The 16,062-nt window shown below is 36.3% G+C and carries 12 protein-coding genes and 2 riboswitches; of the genes, 5 read left to right on the forward strand and 7 right to left on the reverse strand.

Annotated elements, in window-relative coordinates:
- Positions 1–110: 110 nt before the first annotated feature.
- The 6 genes from MKX67_RS11845 to MKX67_RS11870 form a co-directional block, all read right to left on the reverse strand.
- Positions 111–1,157, reverse strand: coding sequence for an enoyl-CoA hydratase/isomerase family protein (locus MKX67_RS11845; protein WP_342488222.1), 1,047 nt, complete (start codon positions 1,155–1,157; stop codon positions 111–113).
- Between the two features lie 21 nt (positions 1,158–1,178).
- Positions 1,179–2,636, reverse strand: coding sequence for a CoA-acylating methylmalonate-semialdehyde dehydrogenase (locus MKX67_RS11850; protein ID WP_342488223.1), 1,458 nt, complete (start codon positions 2,634–2,636; stop codon positions 1,179–1,181).
- Positions 2,633–3,544, reverse strand: coding sequence for an NAD(P)-dependent oxidoreductase (locus MKX67_RS11855; protein ID WP_342488224.1), 912 nt, complete (start codon positions 3,542–3,544; stop codon positions 2,633–2,635). Before MKX67_RS11855 ends, MKX67_RS11850 begins: the two co-directional genes overlap by 4 nt.
- 14 nt (positions 3,545–3,558) lie before the next feature.
- Complete coding sequence (locus MKX67_RS11860; RefSeq protein WP_342488225.1) at positions 3,559–5,226, reverse strand: acyl-CoA dehydrogenase family protein; 1,668 nt, start codon at positions 5,224–5,226, stop codon at positions 3,559–3,561.
- A 200-nt stretch (positions 5,227–5,426) separates the two neighbouring features.
- A riboswitch (cobalamin riboswitch) is annotated at positions 5,427–5,612 on the reverse strand.
- A gap of 285 nt (positions 5,613–5,897) precedes the next feature.
- Positions 5,898–7,709: a YhgE/Pip domain-containing protein gene (locus MKX67_RS11865; RefSeq protein ID WP_342488226.1), complete on the reverse strand. Its 1,812-nt coding sequence runs from the start codon at positions 7,707–7,709 to the stop codon at positions 5,898–5,900.
- Positions 7,696–9,762, reverse strand: a complete 2,067-nt coding sequence (locus MKX67_RS11870; protein WP_342488227.1) for an MMPL family transporter — start codon at positions 9,760–9,762, stop codon at positions 7,696–7,698. The genes MKX67_RS11865 and MKX67_RS11870 overlap by 14 nt, the downstream gene beginning before the upstream one ends.
- 158 nt (positions 9,763–9,920) lie before the next feature.
- On the opposite strand from MKX67_RS11870, the gene MKX67_RS11875 reads away from it, so the two are divergent.
- From MKX67_RS11875 to MKX67_RS11895, 5 genes are all read left to right on the forward strand, one after another.
- A complete protein-coding gene (locus MKX67_RS11875; RefSeq protein ID WP_342488228.1) occupies positions 9,921–10,490 on the forward strand; it encodes a TetR/AcrR family transcriptional regulator in 570 nt (189 codons plus the stop codon).
- Between the two features lie 206 nt (positions 10,491–10,696).
- Positions 10,697–10,800: riboswitch (TPP riboswitch) on the forward strand.
- Between the two features lie 87 nt (positions 10,801–10,887).
- A complete protein-coding gene (locus MKX67_RS11880) occupies positions 10,888–11,496 on the forward strand; it encodes a YkoF family thiamine/hydroxymethylpyrimidine-binding protein (RefSeq protein WP_095373260.1) in 609 nt (202 codons plus the stop codon).
- Positions 11,493–12,104 carry an ECF transporter S component gene (locus MKX67_RS11885; RefSeq protein ID WP_095373259.1) on the forward strand — a complete coding sequence of 204 codons (612 nt, stop codon included), beginning with the start codon at positions 11,493–11,495 and terminating at the stop codon, positions 12,102–12,104. The genes MKX67_RS11880 and MKX67_RS11885 overlap by 4 nt, the downstream gene beginning before the upstream one ends.
- Positions 12,079–13,644 (forward strand): energy-coupling factor transporter ATPase, encoded by a 1,566-nt coding sequence (locus MKX67_RS11890; protein WP_095373258.1) that lies wholly within the window; start codon positions 12,079–12,081, stop codon positions 13,642–13,644. The genes MKX67_RS11885 and MKX67_RS11890 overlap by 26 nt, the downstream gene beginning before the upstream one ends.
- Entirely contained in the window at positions 13,641–14,426 is a 786-nt protein-coding gene (locus tag MKX67_RS11895; protein WP_342488229.1) for an energy-coupling factor transporter transmembrane component T, read from the forward strand. Before MKX67_RS11890 ends, MKX67_RS11895 begins: the two co-directional genes overlap by 4 nt.
- A 136-nt stretch (positions 14,427–14,562) precedes the next feature.
- Here the strand turns inward: MKX67_RS11895 and MKX67_RS11900 are convergent, their stop codons facing one another.
- Positions 14,563–15,978: a PLP-dependent aminotransferase family protein gene (locus MKX67_RS11900; protein WP_095373256.1), complete on the reverse strand. Its 1,416-nt coding sequence runs from the start codon at positions 15,976–15,978 to the stop codon at positions 14,563–14,565.
- Between the last annotated feature and the right edge of the window lie 84 nt (positions 15,979–16,062).

A 16,062-nucleotide genomic window follows, 5' to 3' on the forward strand; every position in this document is an offset into this window, starting at 1 on the left:
AAATAAAAAAACCTTGCTTGCGTGGAGCTTAAAGCTACAATCGGCTTACAAGGTTTTTTAATTCAATGAAGTTTACTTTTTTATTGTTTTTATGTGCGTTCAGAGTTAGCTTACTTTTTTTGAAAGAATCCCTCAACATGTTGAGATGTAAAATCGGATAATTGTGCAAAGTCATATTGGGGATCGCGGTCTTTGTCAATGACCACTGACCGTACACCTTCATAAAAGTCACTATGGTTTAAAAAATTTCTAGCAAGTATTAAGTCTGTTTCTAAGCAAGTTGTGAGAGATTGTTCTTCACCGTCAATCAGTTGCTTAAGTGTGACTTTAAGTGATGAAGGTGATTTAGATAATAAGATATCACTTGTCGTTGTAGCGAAATCACTAGGATGTTCACGAAGAGAGTGTAGAATCTCTTCTAATGTTTGAAAAGAAAAGTGCAAATCAATTTCTTCTTGTAATTGAGATAACTTACTTTCTCCGCTTTCGTTGTTGGCGTACTGGTTGAGTAAATCATTCAAGTTATAATCGAGATTTACATCTAACCAATTCATATTCTCTAGATTTTCTAAGAGGGAGTTAAATTGTTCACTCTTGATGAAATAATCAGCTCCTCCTATGTAGAGAACATCAGATGCATGTATCGTCTCTGCCGTCAACGCTAAATAACGGCCAATATAGCCTGGAGCTTTGTTAAGGAAAAAGGCTGCACCTACATCAGGGAAGAAGCCAATATTCATCTCAGGCATGGCCCACTTCGTCCGTTCAGTTACGATACGATAGTTTGCCCCATAAGTCAGTCCAACTCCCCCTCCCATTACAATACCATCAAGATAAGCGATAATGGGCTTTGGATAGTCATAAATTAATTGATCTAATTCATACTCCTCTTTGAAAAATTGCATTGCCAGACTTTTATTTTTTCCATTCAAGCGGGCATCGTATAATGCTTTTATATCTCCACCTGCACACAAGCCTTTTTCTCCTGCTCCTTTGATCAGAATCATCTGTATGTGATTATTGTTTTTCCATCGCAGTAACTTTTCTTTAAGTGGTTGAACCATTGCTAAAGAAAGTGAGTTTAGCGCTTTCGGACGGTTGAGTGTAATCACACCTAACCCTTTATCATTTACTGTGAAGAGTACTTCATCTGTCATACAATCTCTCCTTCCGTTTTTTTAAAACCAACGTTCAGTTACAACTTTCTTTCTTGTATAAAATTGAACACCATCTTTTCCGTTAGTTCCTAAATCTCCATAAAATGATGATTTATTACCAGCAAAAGAGAAAAAGGCCATAGGAGCAGGTACATTCACATTTACACCAATCATGCCTGCATCAATCTTCTCCCTGAAAATTTGTGCTTCTTTACCACTAGATGTATAAATAACAGCTCCGTTGGCAAATTTTGATTGGTTCGTTAAGGCGATGCCATCTTCAAATGTTTTTACTCTAACGACACTTAAGACCGGTGCAAAAATCTCATCTTGCCAAATTTTCATATCGGATGTTACATTGTCAAATATTGTTGCACCTACATAATAACCATCTTCTGTCGTCTCTGTATCCCTGCCATCTACGATTAAATGGGCCCCTTCAGATACCCCTGAGGCGATATATTGTAACACACGGGATTTATGAGTGTCACGAATGAGTGGTCCAACAAAATGCTCTTCAAAGCGACCATCCCCGACAGTAAGTTTTTTCGTTTCTGCTACAAGTAGGTTCATAAACTCATCTGCTATATCTTCTACAACGGCTACCACAGAACAAGCCATACATCGTTCCCCACTACTTCCAAACGCTGCGCCAATAACACCTTGAACCGTTTTTTCTAGATGACAACTAGATGTGACAACTGCGTGATTTTTCGCACCAGCTAATGCTTGTACTCTCTTTCCGTGAGCGGTGCCAGTTTGATAAACATGTTTGGCGACCGGCTCTGACCCAACAAATGAAATTGCACGAATTTCTGGATGATCTAATAAGCGATTAACCACGTCTTTTCCTCCATGTACAAGGTTTAGTACCCCTTTAGGAAAACCTGCCTCATAGAATAACTCTACGAGTCTACCAGCCAAGATCGGCGTTCTTTCAGAAGCTTTCAGTATAAATGTATTCCCACAGGCGATTGCCAGAGGAAACATCCATAAAGGAACCATCATTGGAAAGTTAAAAGGGGAAATCCCAGCAACAACACCAAGCGGATAGCGCCAAATTGAGCCATCTATCCCTTCGGCAATACTAGGAAGAGCATCTCCCATCATTAAATAAGGAGTGGAGGTTGCGAGTTCAACGACTTCAATTCCTCTTTGTACCTCACCACGCGCATCTTTTAATGTTTTTCCATTTTCCTCTGTAATAATTTGAGCGAGGTTTTCTTTTTCCTCTTTTAACAAATGAAGATATTGGTAAAGCAGACGCGTTCTATTTGGGACGGGTACTTCAGCCCACTTAGGATAGACCGCAGCAGCAGCTTTGACAGCTAAATCAACATCTCCTTTACCAGAAAGGGGGACGTAAGCAATAATTGTCCCATTCGCCGGATTCGGTACGGCTTCCACTTCCTTACTACTTGAATCAACCCATTCACCATTAATATGGTTTTTCATTGTTGGAATTTCTGTTTTAATCATTCCTTCATCCCCGTTTCTTTGGCATTTTTTGTTTGATCATTTTTCACTTTTTCATAAAGAACAGCCATATCTTGGCTTCCATAACCCTCGTTTTCAGCATTTTTGTATATATTTAATAGTAATTCACTAACTGGCAATTGCAATTCGTGTTCCTTGGCTAAATCAAGCGCGAAACCAAGATCTTTATTTAATAGCTGCAAGGTAAAACCGGGACGATAATCTTCGTTCGCGATAAAACTTTTATAGTTTCTTTCATATATCCGACTTTGGCCGTAGCTCACATTCAACATCTCAAATAATTGCGCTAAATTAATGTTGCTTTTTTCTGCCAGATTTAAGGCTTCGCTTACACCAGCAGTATAAAAACCGATAAGTAAGTTATTGATTAATTTGACTGCAGTTCCGCTTTCAATTCGTTCATTCACATGAAAAATATTCTCTCCAAGAATATTTAACAATGGTTGGGATTGCTCGAAAGCTTGTTTAGGACCACCGACCATAATGGTTAAAGTACGATTTTCAGCACCGATTACACCCCCACTGACAGGAGCAGCAAGAAAATGAATCCTCTTCTTTTTTGCTTCTTCTGCTAATTTTTGATTCAAGCTAGGAGCAACAGTACTTGTATCAATCAGGACAATGCCTTCCCGTCCTTTTGTAATCAATCCTTCCTCACCTAAATAGATTTCTTCCACCGCTTTCATTGAAGGTAAGCTTGTGAAAATAAAATTTACTTGCTTTATGATATTTTTGATTGATAATCCAATCACACCTCCCGACCTTAGCAATGCCGCTTCAGCATCTTTGTTGAGGTCGATGCCGTACACTTCATTGCCTTCTGATAATAAGCTTTGCGCCATCGGTAAACCCATATTCCCTAAACCAATAAAACCGATTTTCTCACCCATCATTTTAGCTCCCTTCATTTCAGTAATTTTGGTTGATCAATAAGTATTTGTGCTAATTGCCTTTTTTTCAATAACAGATTGCTGTAGAGTGGGATTTGGTAATTTTCAATATTTGCGAATGCAACGAATCGTTCTTTTTCATCAAGTATCGCTGCTGAAATCAGGCTAATCGTTTGTTGTTTCAAATATTGAAAGCATTGTTCGCATTTAATATCAGTCGCTAAATCTTTCCACTTTTGATTTTGTTTTCGATGTTGCAGTTTTGAAGTCCGCATATAAGTCGCTTCCATTGTGTATAGTTCTGTGATGATATTAGCTAAAAGACGTGCATACTGCTGTTCTCTATTAATATCAATCTTTGCATTTGAAACCGCTTTCAAAGACAGCGATAACAGTTCTTTTCCTAACTCAATAAATTGGCTGTTTCTATCTCGGTGTAATGGTGTCGGGGTATTGATTGTGATATCTTTAGATGAGTGTTTGTGAAGTAAGTTTTTTGCTATGGTTAAGCGATTGATTTCGTTTGTTCCTTCAAAGATACGACTGATTCGAGCATCCCTATATAGTCGCTCAACATCGTAATCTCTCATATAACCGTATCCACCGTGAATTTGAACGGCCTCATCTGTTACATGCCCAAGCATTTCAGAGCATCGTACTTTGTTTATGGCACATTCCATTGCGAATGCTTTTAAAGAGGTGATTCCTTCATCCGTTGGAGCTTGATCAATCATATCTGCTGTGCGATAAGCGGCACTTTCACTTGCATAAATAGATGTCGCCATTTCAGCTAATTTTTCTTGTATCAACGTAAATTCAACCAGCGCTCTATCAAATTGTTGTCTCTCTTTCGCATAGCTAAGAGAAAAGTTGAAGGCTTGTTTAGCTGTGCCAATATTCGAGAAAGCTAGCTTCAATCTAGCAAGATTTAATATATTCATGGCAACTTGATGACCTTTTCCTTTTTCTCCTAGTATATTAGCGGATGGCACAACGACATCTTCCAATATAAGAGTAGCTGTTGATGATCCATGAATACCCATCTTTTCTTCTTCTGCACCAATAGATACGCCTGCTGTGTTTTTTTCAACAATAAAAGCAGTCATCCCGTCATTTGTTTGGCAAAACACAACAAACACATTTGCTATGTGAGCATTGGTAATCCATTGTTTTTCCCCATTTATTATCCAACTATCACTCTTGCTGTTGTAAATAGCTCTTGTTTTAGGTGAAAGTGCGTCTGATCCAGCTCCTGCTTCCGTTAAGGCATAAGCACCAATCCAATCCCCAGAGATGAGTTGTGGTAAATACTTTTGTTTTTGTGCTTCTGAACCAAAATAAACATACGGTAATGTGCCAACACCTACATGAATATTATAGGAAACACTAAAAGCCCCACCGTATCCTATCTTTTCAGCAATAAGCCCGGATAATTTTTTACCAAGTGCAAACCCGCCATAATCTTCAGGTACATCAATAGCAAGTAGACCAAGTTCCCCTGATTTTTTAAACAGATTCTTAGCCACTTCATAGTTCTTTTTTTCTAATGAATCCATTTGGGGCAACACTTCATTCTTAATAAATAATTCTGCCGTTTGTGCAATGAGTTGTTCCTCTTCAAGAAAATCTTCAGGAGAAAAAATATCTCCCTTTTCTTCTAGCGTTTTTTTTAGCTTCGCCATCGTGCACTCCCTTTACATCTTTCTATCTCCTTTGATTGAGCGCTTGCTCAAATCAGTACTAAGAAGCAAACCTCCTTCAAACAAAAAACAACTCCTATTAAAAGAAGTTGTTAAGTAACGAGTGGACAAACAAATAAACATGTGTAGTGTTATATACATGTTCTTCTATCCGCACTTAACACCCCCTATCCGCGTAGGTAATGATGTTGGCTAAAACAGGCAGGTCTCCTGGCTTATGGTCGTGGCGGATTTGCTCCTTCCCCATTCAATAATGAATAAGTGGTTATGTACAATCCGCTCGCATATACAGTTGCGGGACAGCACCGGAGTCTAACCGGTTTCCCTTTTAAGCTTGATGAACAAGCACCTGTTTATTTAGCTTATTTAGTTTTCACACTAACAATATATCAATTTTTCGGAAAATTTACAATTTATTTTTTAGAATATGTATTCTCAGCTTAAAATGATGAAAAAGTTAGGCTCTTTATCATTTTTCTTCCAACCACAATATAAGCTAGAGTCATTGATTAAATCCACTCCTACAACCCGAGTAGAAGAAAGCCTAATTCTTCATTTTGACCGATCGTTTGATGTAACATGAAAGGTTTATATAAATTTACCACCGAAAAGAGAAACACGCCTCCTAGATTGCAGTGGCGTGTTTTTCAAGTTTACTTAAATAAGTTAAGAAGTTTCTCGAAGAATCCTACTTTATCTTTTGTTTCTTTTACATCTTCTTTGTTATCTTTTATTTTAATCTTATCTGTTTGGATGACAAATTGGACTAGTTCCAACTTTTCATTATTTTTATCTGATACAAAAGAAATTGGCTCATAATCAGATTTATCATATTGCGATATCATTTCATCCACTTCTTTTGTCACCTCATCAGGAATGTCTTTAGTTGCATCATGTAATTGTCCAGTTCCATTATGAAGCGAGCCAGCTCCTTTCGTTAGTTGCTCAGCTCCAGATAGAGAACCGCTAATTCCTTCATGGATGTCACTATATGATGTACTTAATTCAGAAACACCGCCTGTATAAGCAAGTAACCCTTGGTGGAATTGATTATAGTTAGATACCATTTCTTCAACACCAGATGTCAATTGTTTTAACCCTTCATCAATGTCAATTTGAAGAATAGATTCGTCTATATTAGATGATATTGCACGAAGGTTACCTGCTGCTTCTCTCATTGATTGACTAAAGGTTGATAGCGGTTCAACCATGTCTGTAAGGTTATCTTTGGCTAGTAGTAGAACTTCTTGAGCAGCTTTTGTCCCTCTATAGGTTTCTACCAATTGATCAATTACCTCTTTATCCGCATTACTTTCATATAATTTATTTATCTCTTTATCTGAAATTTGGTTATCTGGTATCTGCTCCAGAGCACGATTGATTTGTGTTTTTACCTCATTATAATTAACAACTACTTGGTCTACATCATTTGCTGCTTGTTCTAGATTATCCGCTACCTCAGGCAGATCGATTGTTACATTCTCGAGTTCCCCAATACCACTTACGCCACTGGCTTGTTTCATCTCATCTTTAATCAAAGATAAAGTATTATTTATTTGTGCTGATCCTTCTGTTAATTGGTTACCAGACTGACTTAATTCATTTAGTCCTTTTTTATATTGTGCAGACCCACCCTCTAAAGACCGTAAGCCTGATGATAGTTCATTCATTCCTATTGCTAAGTCTCCGACACCATGATGAATGTCACCAATTGCCTCAGTTAATGAGTGAAACTCACTCGTCAATTCTTCAGTATCTGGGCTATCAATGGCAAGTGAAGCAGGTAAAGCAGATATTTGCACACCTTCTGTTTCAAAATGATTTGTTTCTGCCTCAATCGTAAATACTTCTTCCTGCTCCGGCATAACGGTAAAAGTGAGCTGCTTATCTTTGCCGGATTGTGCAACAGTGGCATTCTCGGCTTTTATATCCTTGAATTTTTCAGTGTTCAGCGGTATGCTAATTTGCAGCATATAATTTTCAGAGAATGAAGAATGCTTACCTTCATTCGCTTCTACAGCAATTTCCATTTTTATATCGCCCGATTTACCAGCTAAATTTTCTGGTTCAACCTTTTTATTATTAAGGTAATAATTAATTGTAAAACGCCAAGGTAACTCAAAGTTATTTGGTAAGTTTCCTTGATAATAGTAATTTTCTTCTTTTGCTTGTAATGTGATCTGATCATTTTCTTTGCTAATTTTTGATGTGTCAGTTAGATTTTTAACCTTTTGGTAATTCCCAAAATCTTCTATCACACCAGGTTCTATCAGTTCAAACGAATTGACAACATATAATTCGGTTAGGTTACCGTCTGCTAGCAAGTTAGCATAAATCACTTCATTTTTGTTTGCTACTTTCCCTTTACTCATTCCGCCTTTAACTGTTTGTGATTCAGCATGTATATTCATCACAGGAAAGAAAAATAGGGAAGCAGTGATAAGCATCCATTTAATGATCTTCATGTTTTTCCTCCTTGTTACTAAAGTCCATTTGTAGAGATGTTTTTTGAATCAATTTATCACATAGTAATAATAATGCAGGTAGAAAAAGGATAACGAGTAAAAACGCGAGCAATGCTCCTCTACCTAATAATAATCCAATAGAACCGACGATTGGATTTGAAGAAGTTAGCCATAATATAAATCCGACACTAGATAAAATGGAGGCAGACACGATAATGGAAAATAATTTCTCATCAATTGTTTTTCTCATCGCTTGTTTTGGAGAAAGTTTTCCACGATTATGCTTATAAGTCTCTGTTAATAAAATGGCATAATCGACCGTTGCTGCAAGCTGTACAGTGCTAACGATGAGATAACCAATAAATACTAATGACGTATCGGTAAAATAGGGTATGGCGAGATTAATCCAAACAGAAGATTGTATTGTTAATAATAAGATAATCGGTAATGATAATGATTTGAATGTGACAAGTAACACGAATCCAACCGCGATAACGGTTAAAGTATTTACTAAAGAATTATCTTCTGTAACCGTTGATTTCATATCATAAAGTGCAACACTTTCGCCTAAAGTTAACGCTTGATTACCAAAATACTTAGTACCTATTTCCCTTATCTCTTCTACTAATTGAAAAGGAATATCTCCTTCTGTTCCTGCATCAGTATTAATGATGATTCGACTGTAATTATTGGATAAGAATTGTTCCTTTGCTTCCTCCTCTAAATATTCTTGCGGAATAGTCGAACCAACCATATTCGTGTAGCCAATTACATTTGAGACATGGTCAACCTCTTCAATAGATGCTATCATTTCTTTTTCTTTACCTATTTCATTATTAGGTACCAATAATACTACAGCGGTTGATTCGCCAAATATTTCTTCTACTTTTTGGATGTCTTGCCCTAACCTAGTACTGTCAGGTTGATCCCCCATTCCATAAGTAAATGAGGTTTCTTTTTGTGCTAAAAAGCTAGGTATAACGAGAAGTAAGACGAAAATCAAGACCGGAAACCTTAACTTTAATGTTTTTTTTCCAATACCTTTAAAATTTGGTATTAATGATTTGTGCTGTGTTTTTTCAATCCAATGATGGAATAATAATGTAAGTGCTGGAAGGAATACCATCACACTTATAAAACTTAAAATTATTCCTTTAACAAGGTTTAAACCTAGGTCTGATCCAATCTCAAAATCCATAAACAATAATGCAATAAATCCAAATAGAGTTGTAGATGCGCTCGAGGCAATGACACTAAACGATTCTTTCATAGCTAGTTTCATAGCTTGATTTGGCTCATGCCCTTGTTTACGATAATCTTGAAAACTATGTAATAAAAAGATAGCGTAATCCAAGGAAACAGCTAACTGCAAAATTGGTGCGACTGATTGTGTCACAAAGGACACTTCTCCTATAAAAACATTACTCCCTAAATTAATAATTACCGATACACCGATAGCCGTTAAGAAAAAGAGCGGTTCAACCCAAGAGTTTGTCGAGAGAACTAGTATAATGATAATAATGGGAATAAGTATCCCTGCAGCGAGTAACGTTTCTTGCCCTGTCATTTTCTGCTGCGTAGCTGTATTTGCAGCTTCGCCAATAAGTGATCCCTTCTCACCAATTATTTGATATATATCTTCTGTTGCTTCGACCTCTTTGCCACTCTCAATGGTGACAGAATAAAGAGCGTGATTATTTTTGTAGTAATTTTCTATTGTGCCTTGGTCTCCGGTTTCTATTGGTGTTCTTATGTCCATCGCATCATCTAACCACATCACATCAGTTACACCTTGAACCTTATTTAATTTCTCTTTGATAACGAGCGCTTCTTGGATTGTTACATTCTCAACCATTACGCTTGTATTTGGAATGCCACTAGTAAACTCCTCTTCCATCACTTCTAAAGCAACGGTAGATTCAGCTTCTGCTGGGATATAATCTTTCATATTATAATTAACATTCACAAACAGAAATCCAATAGCAGAAAGCACTGATAACAAAAAGAAAATGATTGTTACAGATTTTTTATAACGAATAATAAACTCAATCATTATTGGTTTCCCCACTTCTTGATGTTGAAATTCTTTTACAGTAACATTATACATACCACTGTGTTAGATAAACAACAAACAGTTGTGTAAAAAATGTTTAACATCCAACATTTAAGCGTACTTTGTTGGATTTCTCTAAAAAAGTGAGGGTTGGCATGATGAACAAAAAATTGGATCGTCGGAAACAATATACTCGTATGGTGTTAAAGGAAAGTTTAATGGTATTATTAAGAGAAAAAGTAATCTCCTCCATTACCATTAAAGAATTATGTCAAAAAGCAGATATCAATCGTTCTACTTTTTATAGTCATTATCGTGATCAATTTGATTTACTCCAGCATATTGAAGATGAGATTTTGTTAGAATTACAGGTCACTTTAAAACAGTACAACCATAATGAGACAAATGAAACTTTTGCAATGACAAAGTATTTATTAGATTATGTTTATAAACGTAGTGCTGATTTTCTTGTTTTATTTAGTGACCATGGTAACAAAGCTTTTCAAACGAGAGTGATTGATACTGCACAATCAATCATTATTAATAGTTTAAAGGAAGAACAGCAGGTCATAAATCTAGATAAATCAAAATATATGATTTACTTTGTAATTAGTGGATGTATTTATGTAATTGAAAAATGGTTAATGAATGGGATGAAAGAATCTCCGGAAGAAATGACAACCATTATTACTGAAATTAGTAATCGGGTTATTCTTCATTCTAAATAGTATGCGAATATATCAACATTCTTCACATCAATATTTTATTCACCTCTACTATATTGCGATTTAAACTGTATTCCTTACTCTTTTGCATCATTTACGTATCAATTAGTAAATTGTATTTATCTCTACTACATTATCAATTGACAAGTATTGGTTTACAGATAATGATTTTTTGCTTATGATAGGATAGACGAACAAATAAAATATATCGAATGCGCTAGGGGAGCTATATTTAATGGCTGAGAAGGCAATTGCCTGACCCTTATAACCCGATCTAGATAATACTAGCGTGGGGAAGTGCAGTTGGTCAGTGTATTCTCTTTTTTTTCTGCATAGCCAAACTGCATTCCATCGGGGTGCAGTTTTTTTTGTTCAAAAAATGTTAAAAGGAGATTTTTGTATGAATCAATTATGTGGAACAAGTAGTATCGTAGGTTGTCAGTTTACGCTTTCTCCAATGAGTGAGAGGTATGTGGACATCATCTTATTTGCCCTTAAAGAAGTGAACATGTCAAAGGTGTGGTCAGAAACTGATGATGTATCTACTTGTATCCGTGGTAAGCAAATTCATGTTTTTGATGTAGTGAGGGCAATCTTTTTACACGCAGCTAAAACAGGAGAACACATCGCTATGAGTGGTACCTTTTCGATTGGTTGTCCAGGAGATTCAGCAGCAGATGTATACATGGACGAATCTGACATTGCCTTGAACAAGGATGATACAAAAGAAATAGACCAGCTTGCAGGTTGTAAATTTGCCCTCTATCCCTTAGGGAGGGAAGATTATATGGAAAAAATTTATGAGCAAATTGATTGGTCCAAGGAGACTGAAGTAAACGTTAGCCATAGCCATTATGCCACAAGGCTTGATGGCAAGGTGAATGATATTTTTAACTTGTTACAGAACGTTTTCGATCAGACCAAGCAAGATGTATCTCATGTGACAATGACATTCACATTATCAGCTAACAGCCCTACTGGAAAAGCTAAAGAAGTGAAAGTCTCATGATAAAATCATGGCGTCTGAAAGATATTGTTCTCATGTCAGTCCTGGGTGTCGTATTTGGCTTTATTTATTTAGGGTTTTTTGGGGTCGGTAAAGTTCTTGTTGCCATCCTTACCCCGTTTGGGTTTGGACCCATTGGTTATGAATTGATTTATGGCATATGGTTTATTGTATCCATAATAGCTGCTTACATTATCAGAAAGCCAGGCGTTGCTTTTACAGCAGAAACCATTGCTGCTATTACCGAAGTACTTGTCGGCTCAACATCTGGACCCACTTTAATTCTTTCAGGGATGGTGCAAGGATTAGGGGCGGAAATCGCTTTTGCTCTGACAAAATGGAAAAATTATCAACCTCGTATTCTCGTTTTTTCAGGTGTCAGCGCTGCATTTATTAGTTTTCCTTACCATTTCTTTGTATCAGGTTTTCATGCCTATGAATCCTGGCTTATTATGACAATGTTTGTTATACGTCTCTTAAGTGGAGCTATCATTGCTGGTTATTTAGGAAAAATATTAGCAGATCAACTAGCGAAAACTGGTGTTTTAAATGGGTACCCTATTGGGAAGGAGGTACTAGCAAGGCATGGAAAATCATCAACCAATTTTTGAATTAGACTCTTTCTCATTTTCCTTTGATAAACACGATGAGCCTTCTGTAAATAATGTAAGCTGTAAGTTATATGCAGAGGAAGTGACTTTATTACTTGGAGCAAGTGGTTCTGGCAAAAGTACACTTACACTATGTTTAAATGGTCTATATCCTGAGGCGGTTGAAGGTTTTACTTCAGGGGACCTTTTATATAAAGGGAGAAATATCTCCTCCTACCCTAAAGGAGTAATAAACCAAGAAATAGGCATTGTCTTTCAAGATCCAGAAAGTCAGTTTTGCATGGTTCGTGTAGAAGATGAATTAGCATTTGTGTTAGAAAACTTGTCTATTCCCAGATGCCAAATGAAACAAAGAATAGAACATGTGCTAGATATTGTAGGATTATCACAATATATGAAACATAACATTCACCATCTTTCAGGAGGACAAAAACAAAAGGTTGCGCTAGCTTCTATCCTTTTAATGGACCCTCAATACTTAATTTTAGATGAACCTACAGCAAATTTAGATCCGATATCTAGCCTCGAGTTTATCGAGACAATTATTAAGATTCAAAAACAACAAAGATTTGGTTTGCTTGTAATTGAACACGAAATCGATGACTGGGAACCATACGCTCATCGGTTGGTTGCGCTTAATAAAAAAGGAGAAATACTTTTAGATAGTACGCCGAAGGAAGGTTTTCAAAATCATTTACATAAGTTGACGAAGAATCGTATAAGAGTTCCTAAAAGGTATGAAAATAGGAAAATGCCTAGTCGACCATCAAGTGAAAAAGAAAGTACAGAAGTAATCGTCAATCTTAAAGATATACAATTTAACTATAAAAATAAGCAAATCCTAAATGAACTTTCCTTTTCAATCAAAAAAGGGGACTTTTGCGCAATAGTTGGCGAAAATGGTGCTGGTAAATCTACTTTATTACAGTTAATAGCCAAATTAATTAAGCCCGTATCAGGCTCAATTGATTTTTTAAACACTCCATTAAGTAATTGGCATGAAAACGAATTGTATAAGAATATGGGCTATGTATTTCAAAATCCTGAGCATCAATTTATTAACCAAACTGTATACGATGAAGTGTGTTTTGGTATCAAGCTAAGTGGCTATTCTACAGAAGAAACAGAAAGAATGGTTCATCATTTATTAACCGATTTTGATCTCTTATCTGATAAGTGGAAAAATCCATTTTCCTTAAGTGGTGGCCAAAAAAGAAGGCTAAGTGTAGCAACGATGTTACATTCCAAACCTGATTTACTTCTATTCGATGAACCAACATTTGGACAAGATGCCTATACGACCTCTCAATTTATGCGTAAAGTCATGCACCTAAATGATAAAGGGGCCACCATCGTTTTCGTTACACATGACATGGATTTAGTTGATTCATACTGTAATAATGTCTTGGTTATGCAACAAGGAAAGATCGTTTATGATGGTACACCTAAAGCACTTTGGCGAAAAACTGACCTTTTAGAAAGAGCCAGATTAAGGATACCTTACCGCTTACGGTTGATAAATGAAGAGATGACGATATGATACACTCATTAAATCCAACCATAAAAGCTATTACGGTTATCTTACCTGCCATTTTGTTGAGCTTTTCCTTTGATATTATTACACCAGCGATTATGTTTATTTATATCCTGATACTTACCTTTTTCTTCAGTAAACTGAACATAAAGAAATGGTTGTTTTACTTTATACCGATGTCCTTTTTTGCGCTCGGGTTAGCTTGGATGACAATGCTGTATACGGATGATAAGTACGCAACTGGTCCTATTTTTTTTTCGTTCTTTTCTTTTGATATTAGGATGGGTAGCATTATAGTTAGTATGAGTTTAGCACTAAGGTCATTGTGTTTTATAGGGTTATCTTTACTCTTTGCTTTTACAACTGATCCAACAAAATTTATGTTAAGTTTAATGCAGCAAGTTCGCCTTTCACCTAAGTTAACTTATGGTATTTTGGCAGGGTATCGCTTTGTTCCAACCTGCAAGCACGAATTAGACTTGTTAAAGAAAGCTCATCGTGTTCGGGGCCTTGGTCGTGCAAAAGGATGGAGAAATCGCGTGGAACATACGAGACAATATTTTATCCCCCTATTAGCTGGCGCCATTCGGAAGGCTGAAAGAGTCGCAATTGCAATGGAATCAAAAGGTTTTACAGGGTCAAAAGATCGAACCTATTATACTGTAATGAAAATCAAAGCGACTGATTACCTATTTTTTATCATCATGCTTATCATATTAATAATCGCCTATTACGTCTCCTATCGATTGGGTACACTTAATATATTTGGCCATCGGATTATGCCCTAACTTTACTCGCTAAAACCTTTCTAAGTAAAATTAACAACGAACAAGTTCAGTTATATGATAAGAATTTGTTCGTTGTTGATTATCTTAAAGTACTTAATTCTAATTTTTTTATTGAATCAAGCAAAGATAGATTTATCTAATCAATCTCATCCATCCCCCACGCTTTGAACAATGCTTTCAAGCTGTGTTCCAATTGCTCTTCAATAATACCTGCAAAGCCTAATATAATTTGCGGTTCTTTATCATCTCTTCTAATTATGGAGTAATTAGATAATGGATAAATTTTCAAGCGCTCTCTTTTTGCGCGTGCTACGAGTTCGCTTTCATTCATTCCGTTCTTGACAATCAATACGACATGTAATCCAGAGCTTTCTCCCATAACTTCTAATTGCGGAAAGGACTTGAGTACGTTTAGAACTATTTCGACCTTTCTTCTATAAACTTTTTTCATCCGGTTTAAATGCTTTTCAAACTCCCCGTCTTTCATAAATCCACTTAAAGCATTTTGGTCTATTCTCGAAACCGTGCAATGATAAAAAGATAATTTTTCTTTATAAGATTTAACAAGGGGTTTTGGCAAAACCATATAACTAATTCGCAATGATGGAATAAAAGATTTAGAAAAAGAGCCTAAATAAATAACCTTTTCCCCTCTGTCCATACTTTGCAGAGACGGTATCGTTTTTCCGTTATAGCGAAACTCGCTGTCATAATCATCTTCAATAATGTAGCGATCATCCTTCTCTGCTGCCCAATTCAACAATTGTTGTCTTCGTTGAATCGGTAAAACGGTTCCATAAGGGAAATGGTGTGAAGGTGTCGTATACAGGATATCTATAGGTGATTTTTTTATGGCGTGAATGTCGACTCCTTGTCTATCCACTAACAGTGGATACACTTCATATCCGTAATTATGTAGTATCTTCATCATTAAATGGTAACCTGGGTCTTCCACCCCATAGACTGTATTTTTATCAAATAGAAAAATCAGCTGTTGTAAAAGAACTTCTACACCTGCGCCAATTACTATTTGTTCAGGCTTGCAAGTTACGCCACGGGAATGATATAAGTACTGCGCAATTTCCTGCCTTAAATCAAGTTCCCCTTGGTTTTCACCAAGCAGTAATGAGGACTGATGAACCGGTTCAATATGTTGTTTCACATACTTTCGCCATTTATCATATGGAAAGTGAACAGTATCAATTTGGCTCGGGTGAAAATCATAAATCGCGGTTTGTTCTTTAGGATAAACACCAACTGTTGAACCTTCATTCTTCATTTTACTTTCGATATATTCTAAGTCTGTTAATGGTAATATAAAGTAGCCTCTGCGCGCTTGTACTTCAATATAACCTTCCGCTTCAAGCTGTTCATACGCTGTTTGAATAGTATTTTGACTTATTTTTAACAAGGTGGCTAATTTTCGTTTAGATGGAAGCTTATCTCCTTCTAGTAATCTTCCCACTGTTATTTCGCCTTTAATATAGTCATATAATTGCTCATATAAAGGTACATCACTGTCTCTTAACAACTCACAAGCTAAGTAATCCATCTAACTGCCCCCTCTAACTGATACTATAAAATTATCAAAAACTGATACTTACAATCATATCAGTTCCTTTTTATACTAATAAAC

It is taken from the genome of Cytobacillus sp. FSL W7-1323 (genome assembly GCF_038595015.1).
Lineage (GTDB): Bacteria > Bacillota > Bacilli > Bacillales > Cytobacillaceae > Cytobacillus > Cytobacillus kochii.

Bases quoted from the DNA above. Each gene is read 5' to 3' on its own strand.
- MKX67_RS11845 (WP_342488222.1), bottom strand. From the start codon at position 1,157: ATGACAGATGAAGTACTCTTCACAGTAAATGATAAAGGGTTAGGTGTG.
- MKX67_RS11850 (WP_342488223.1), bottom strand. From the start codon at position 2,636: ATGATTAAAACAGAAATTCCAACAATGAAAAACCATATTAATGGTGAA.
- MKX67_RS11855 (WP_342488224.1), bottom strand. From the start codon at position 3,544: ATGGGTGAGAAAATCGGTTTTATTGGTTTAGGGAATATGGGTTTACCG.
- MKX67_RS11860 (WP_342488225.1), bottom strand. From the start codon at position 5,226: ATGGCGAAGCTAAAAAAAACGCTAGAAGAAAAGGGAGATATTTTTTCT.
- MKX67_RS11865 (WP_342488226.1), bottom strand. From the start codon at position 7,709: ATGAAGATCATTAAATGGATGCTTATCACTGCTTCCCTATTTTTCTTT.
- MKX67_RS11870 (WP_342488227.1), bottom strand. From the start codon at position 9,762: ATGATTGAGTTTATTATTCGTTATAAAAAATCTGTAACAATCATTTTC.
- MKX67_RS11875 (WP_342488228.1), top strand. From the start codon at position 9,921: ATGAACAAAAAATTGGATCGTCGGAAACAATATACTCGTATGGTGTTA.
- MKX67_RS11880 (WP_095373260.1), top strand. From the start codon at position 10,888: ATGAATCAATTATGTGGAACAAGTAGTATCGTAGGTTGTCAGTTTACG.
- MKX67_RS11885 (WP_095373259.1), top strand. From the start codon at position 11,493: ATGATAAAATCATGGCGTCTGAAAGATATTGTTCTCATGTCAGTCCTG.
- MKX67_RS11890 (WP_095373258.1), top strand. From the start codon at position 12,079: ATGGAAAATCATCAACCAATTTTTGAATTAGACTCTTTCTCATTTTCC.
- MKX67_RS11895 (WP_342488229.1), top strand. From the start codon at position 13,641: ATGATACACTCATTAAATCCAACCATAAAAGCTATTACGGTTATCTTA.
- MKX67_RS11900 (WP_095373256.1), bottom strand. From the start codon at position 15,978: ATGGATTACTTAGCTTGTGAGTTGTTAAGAGACAGTGATGTACCTTTA.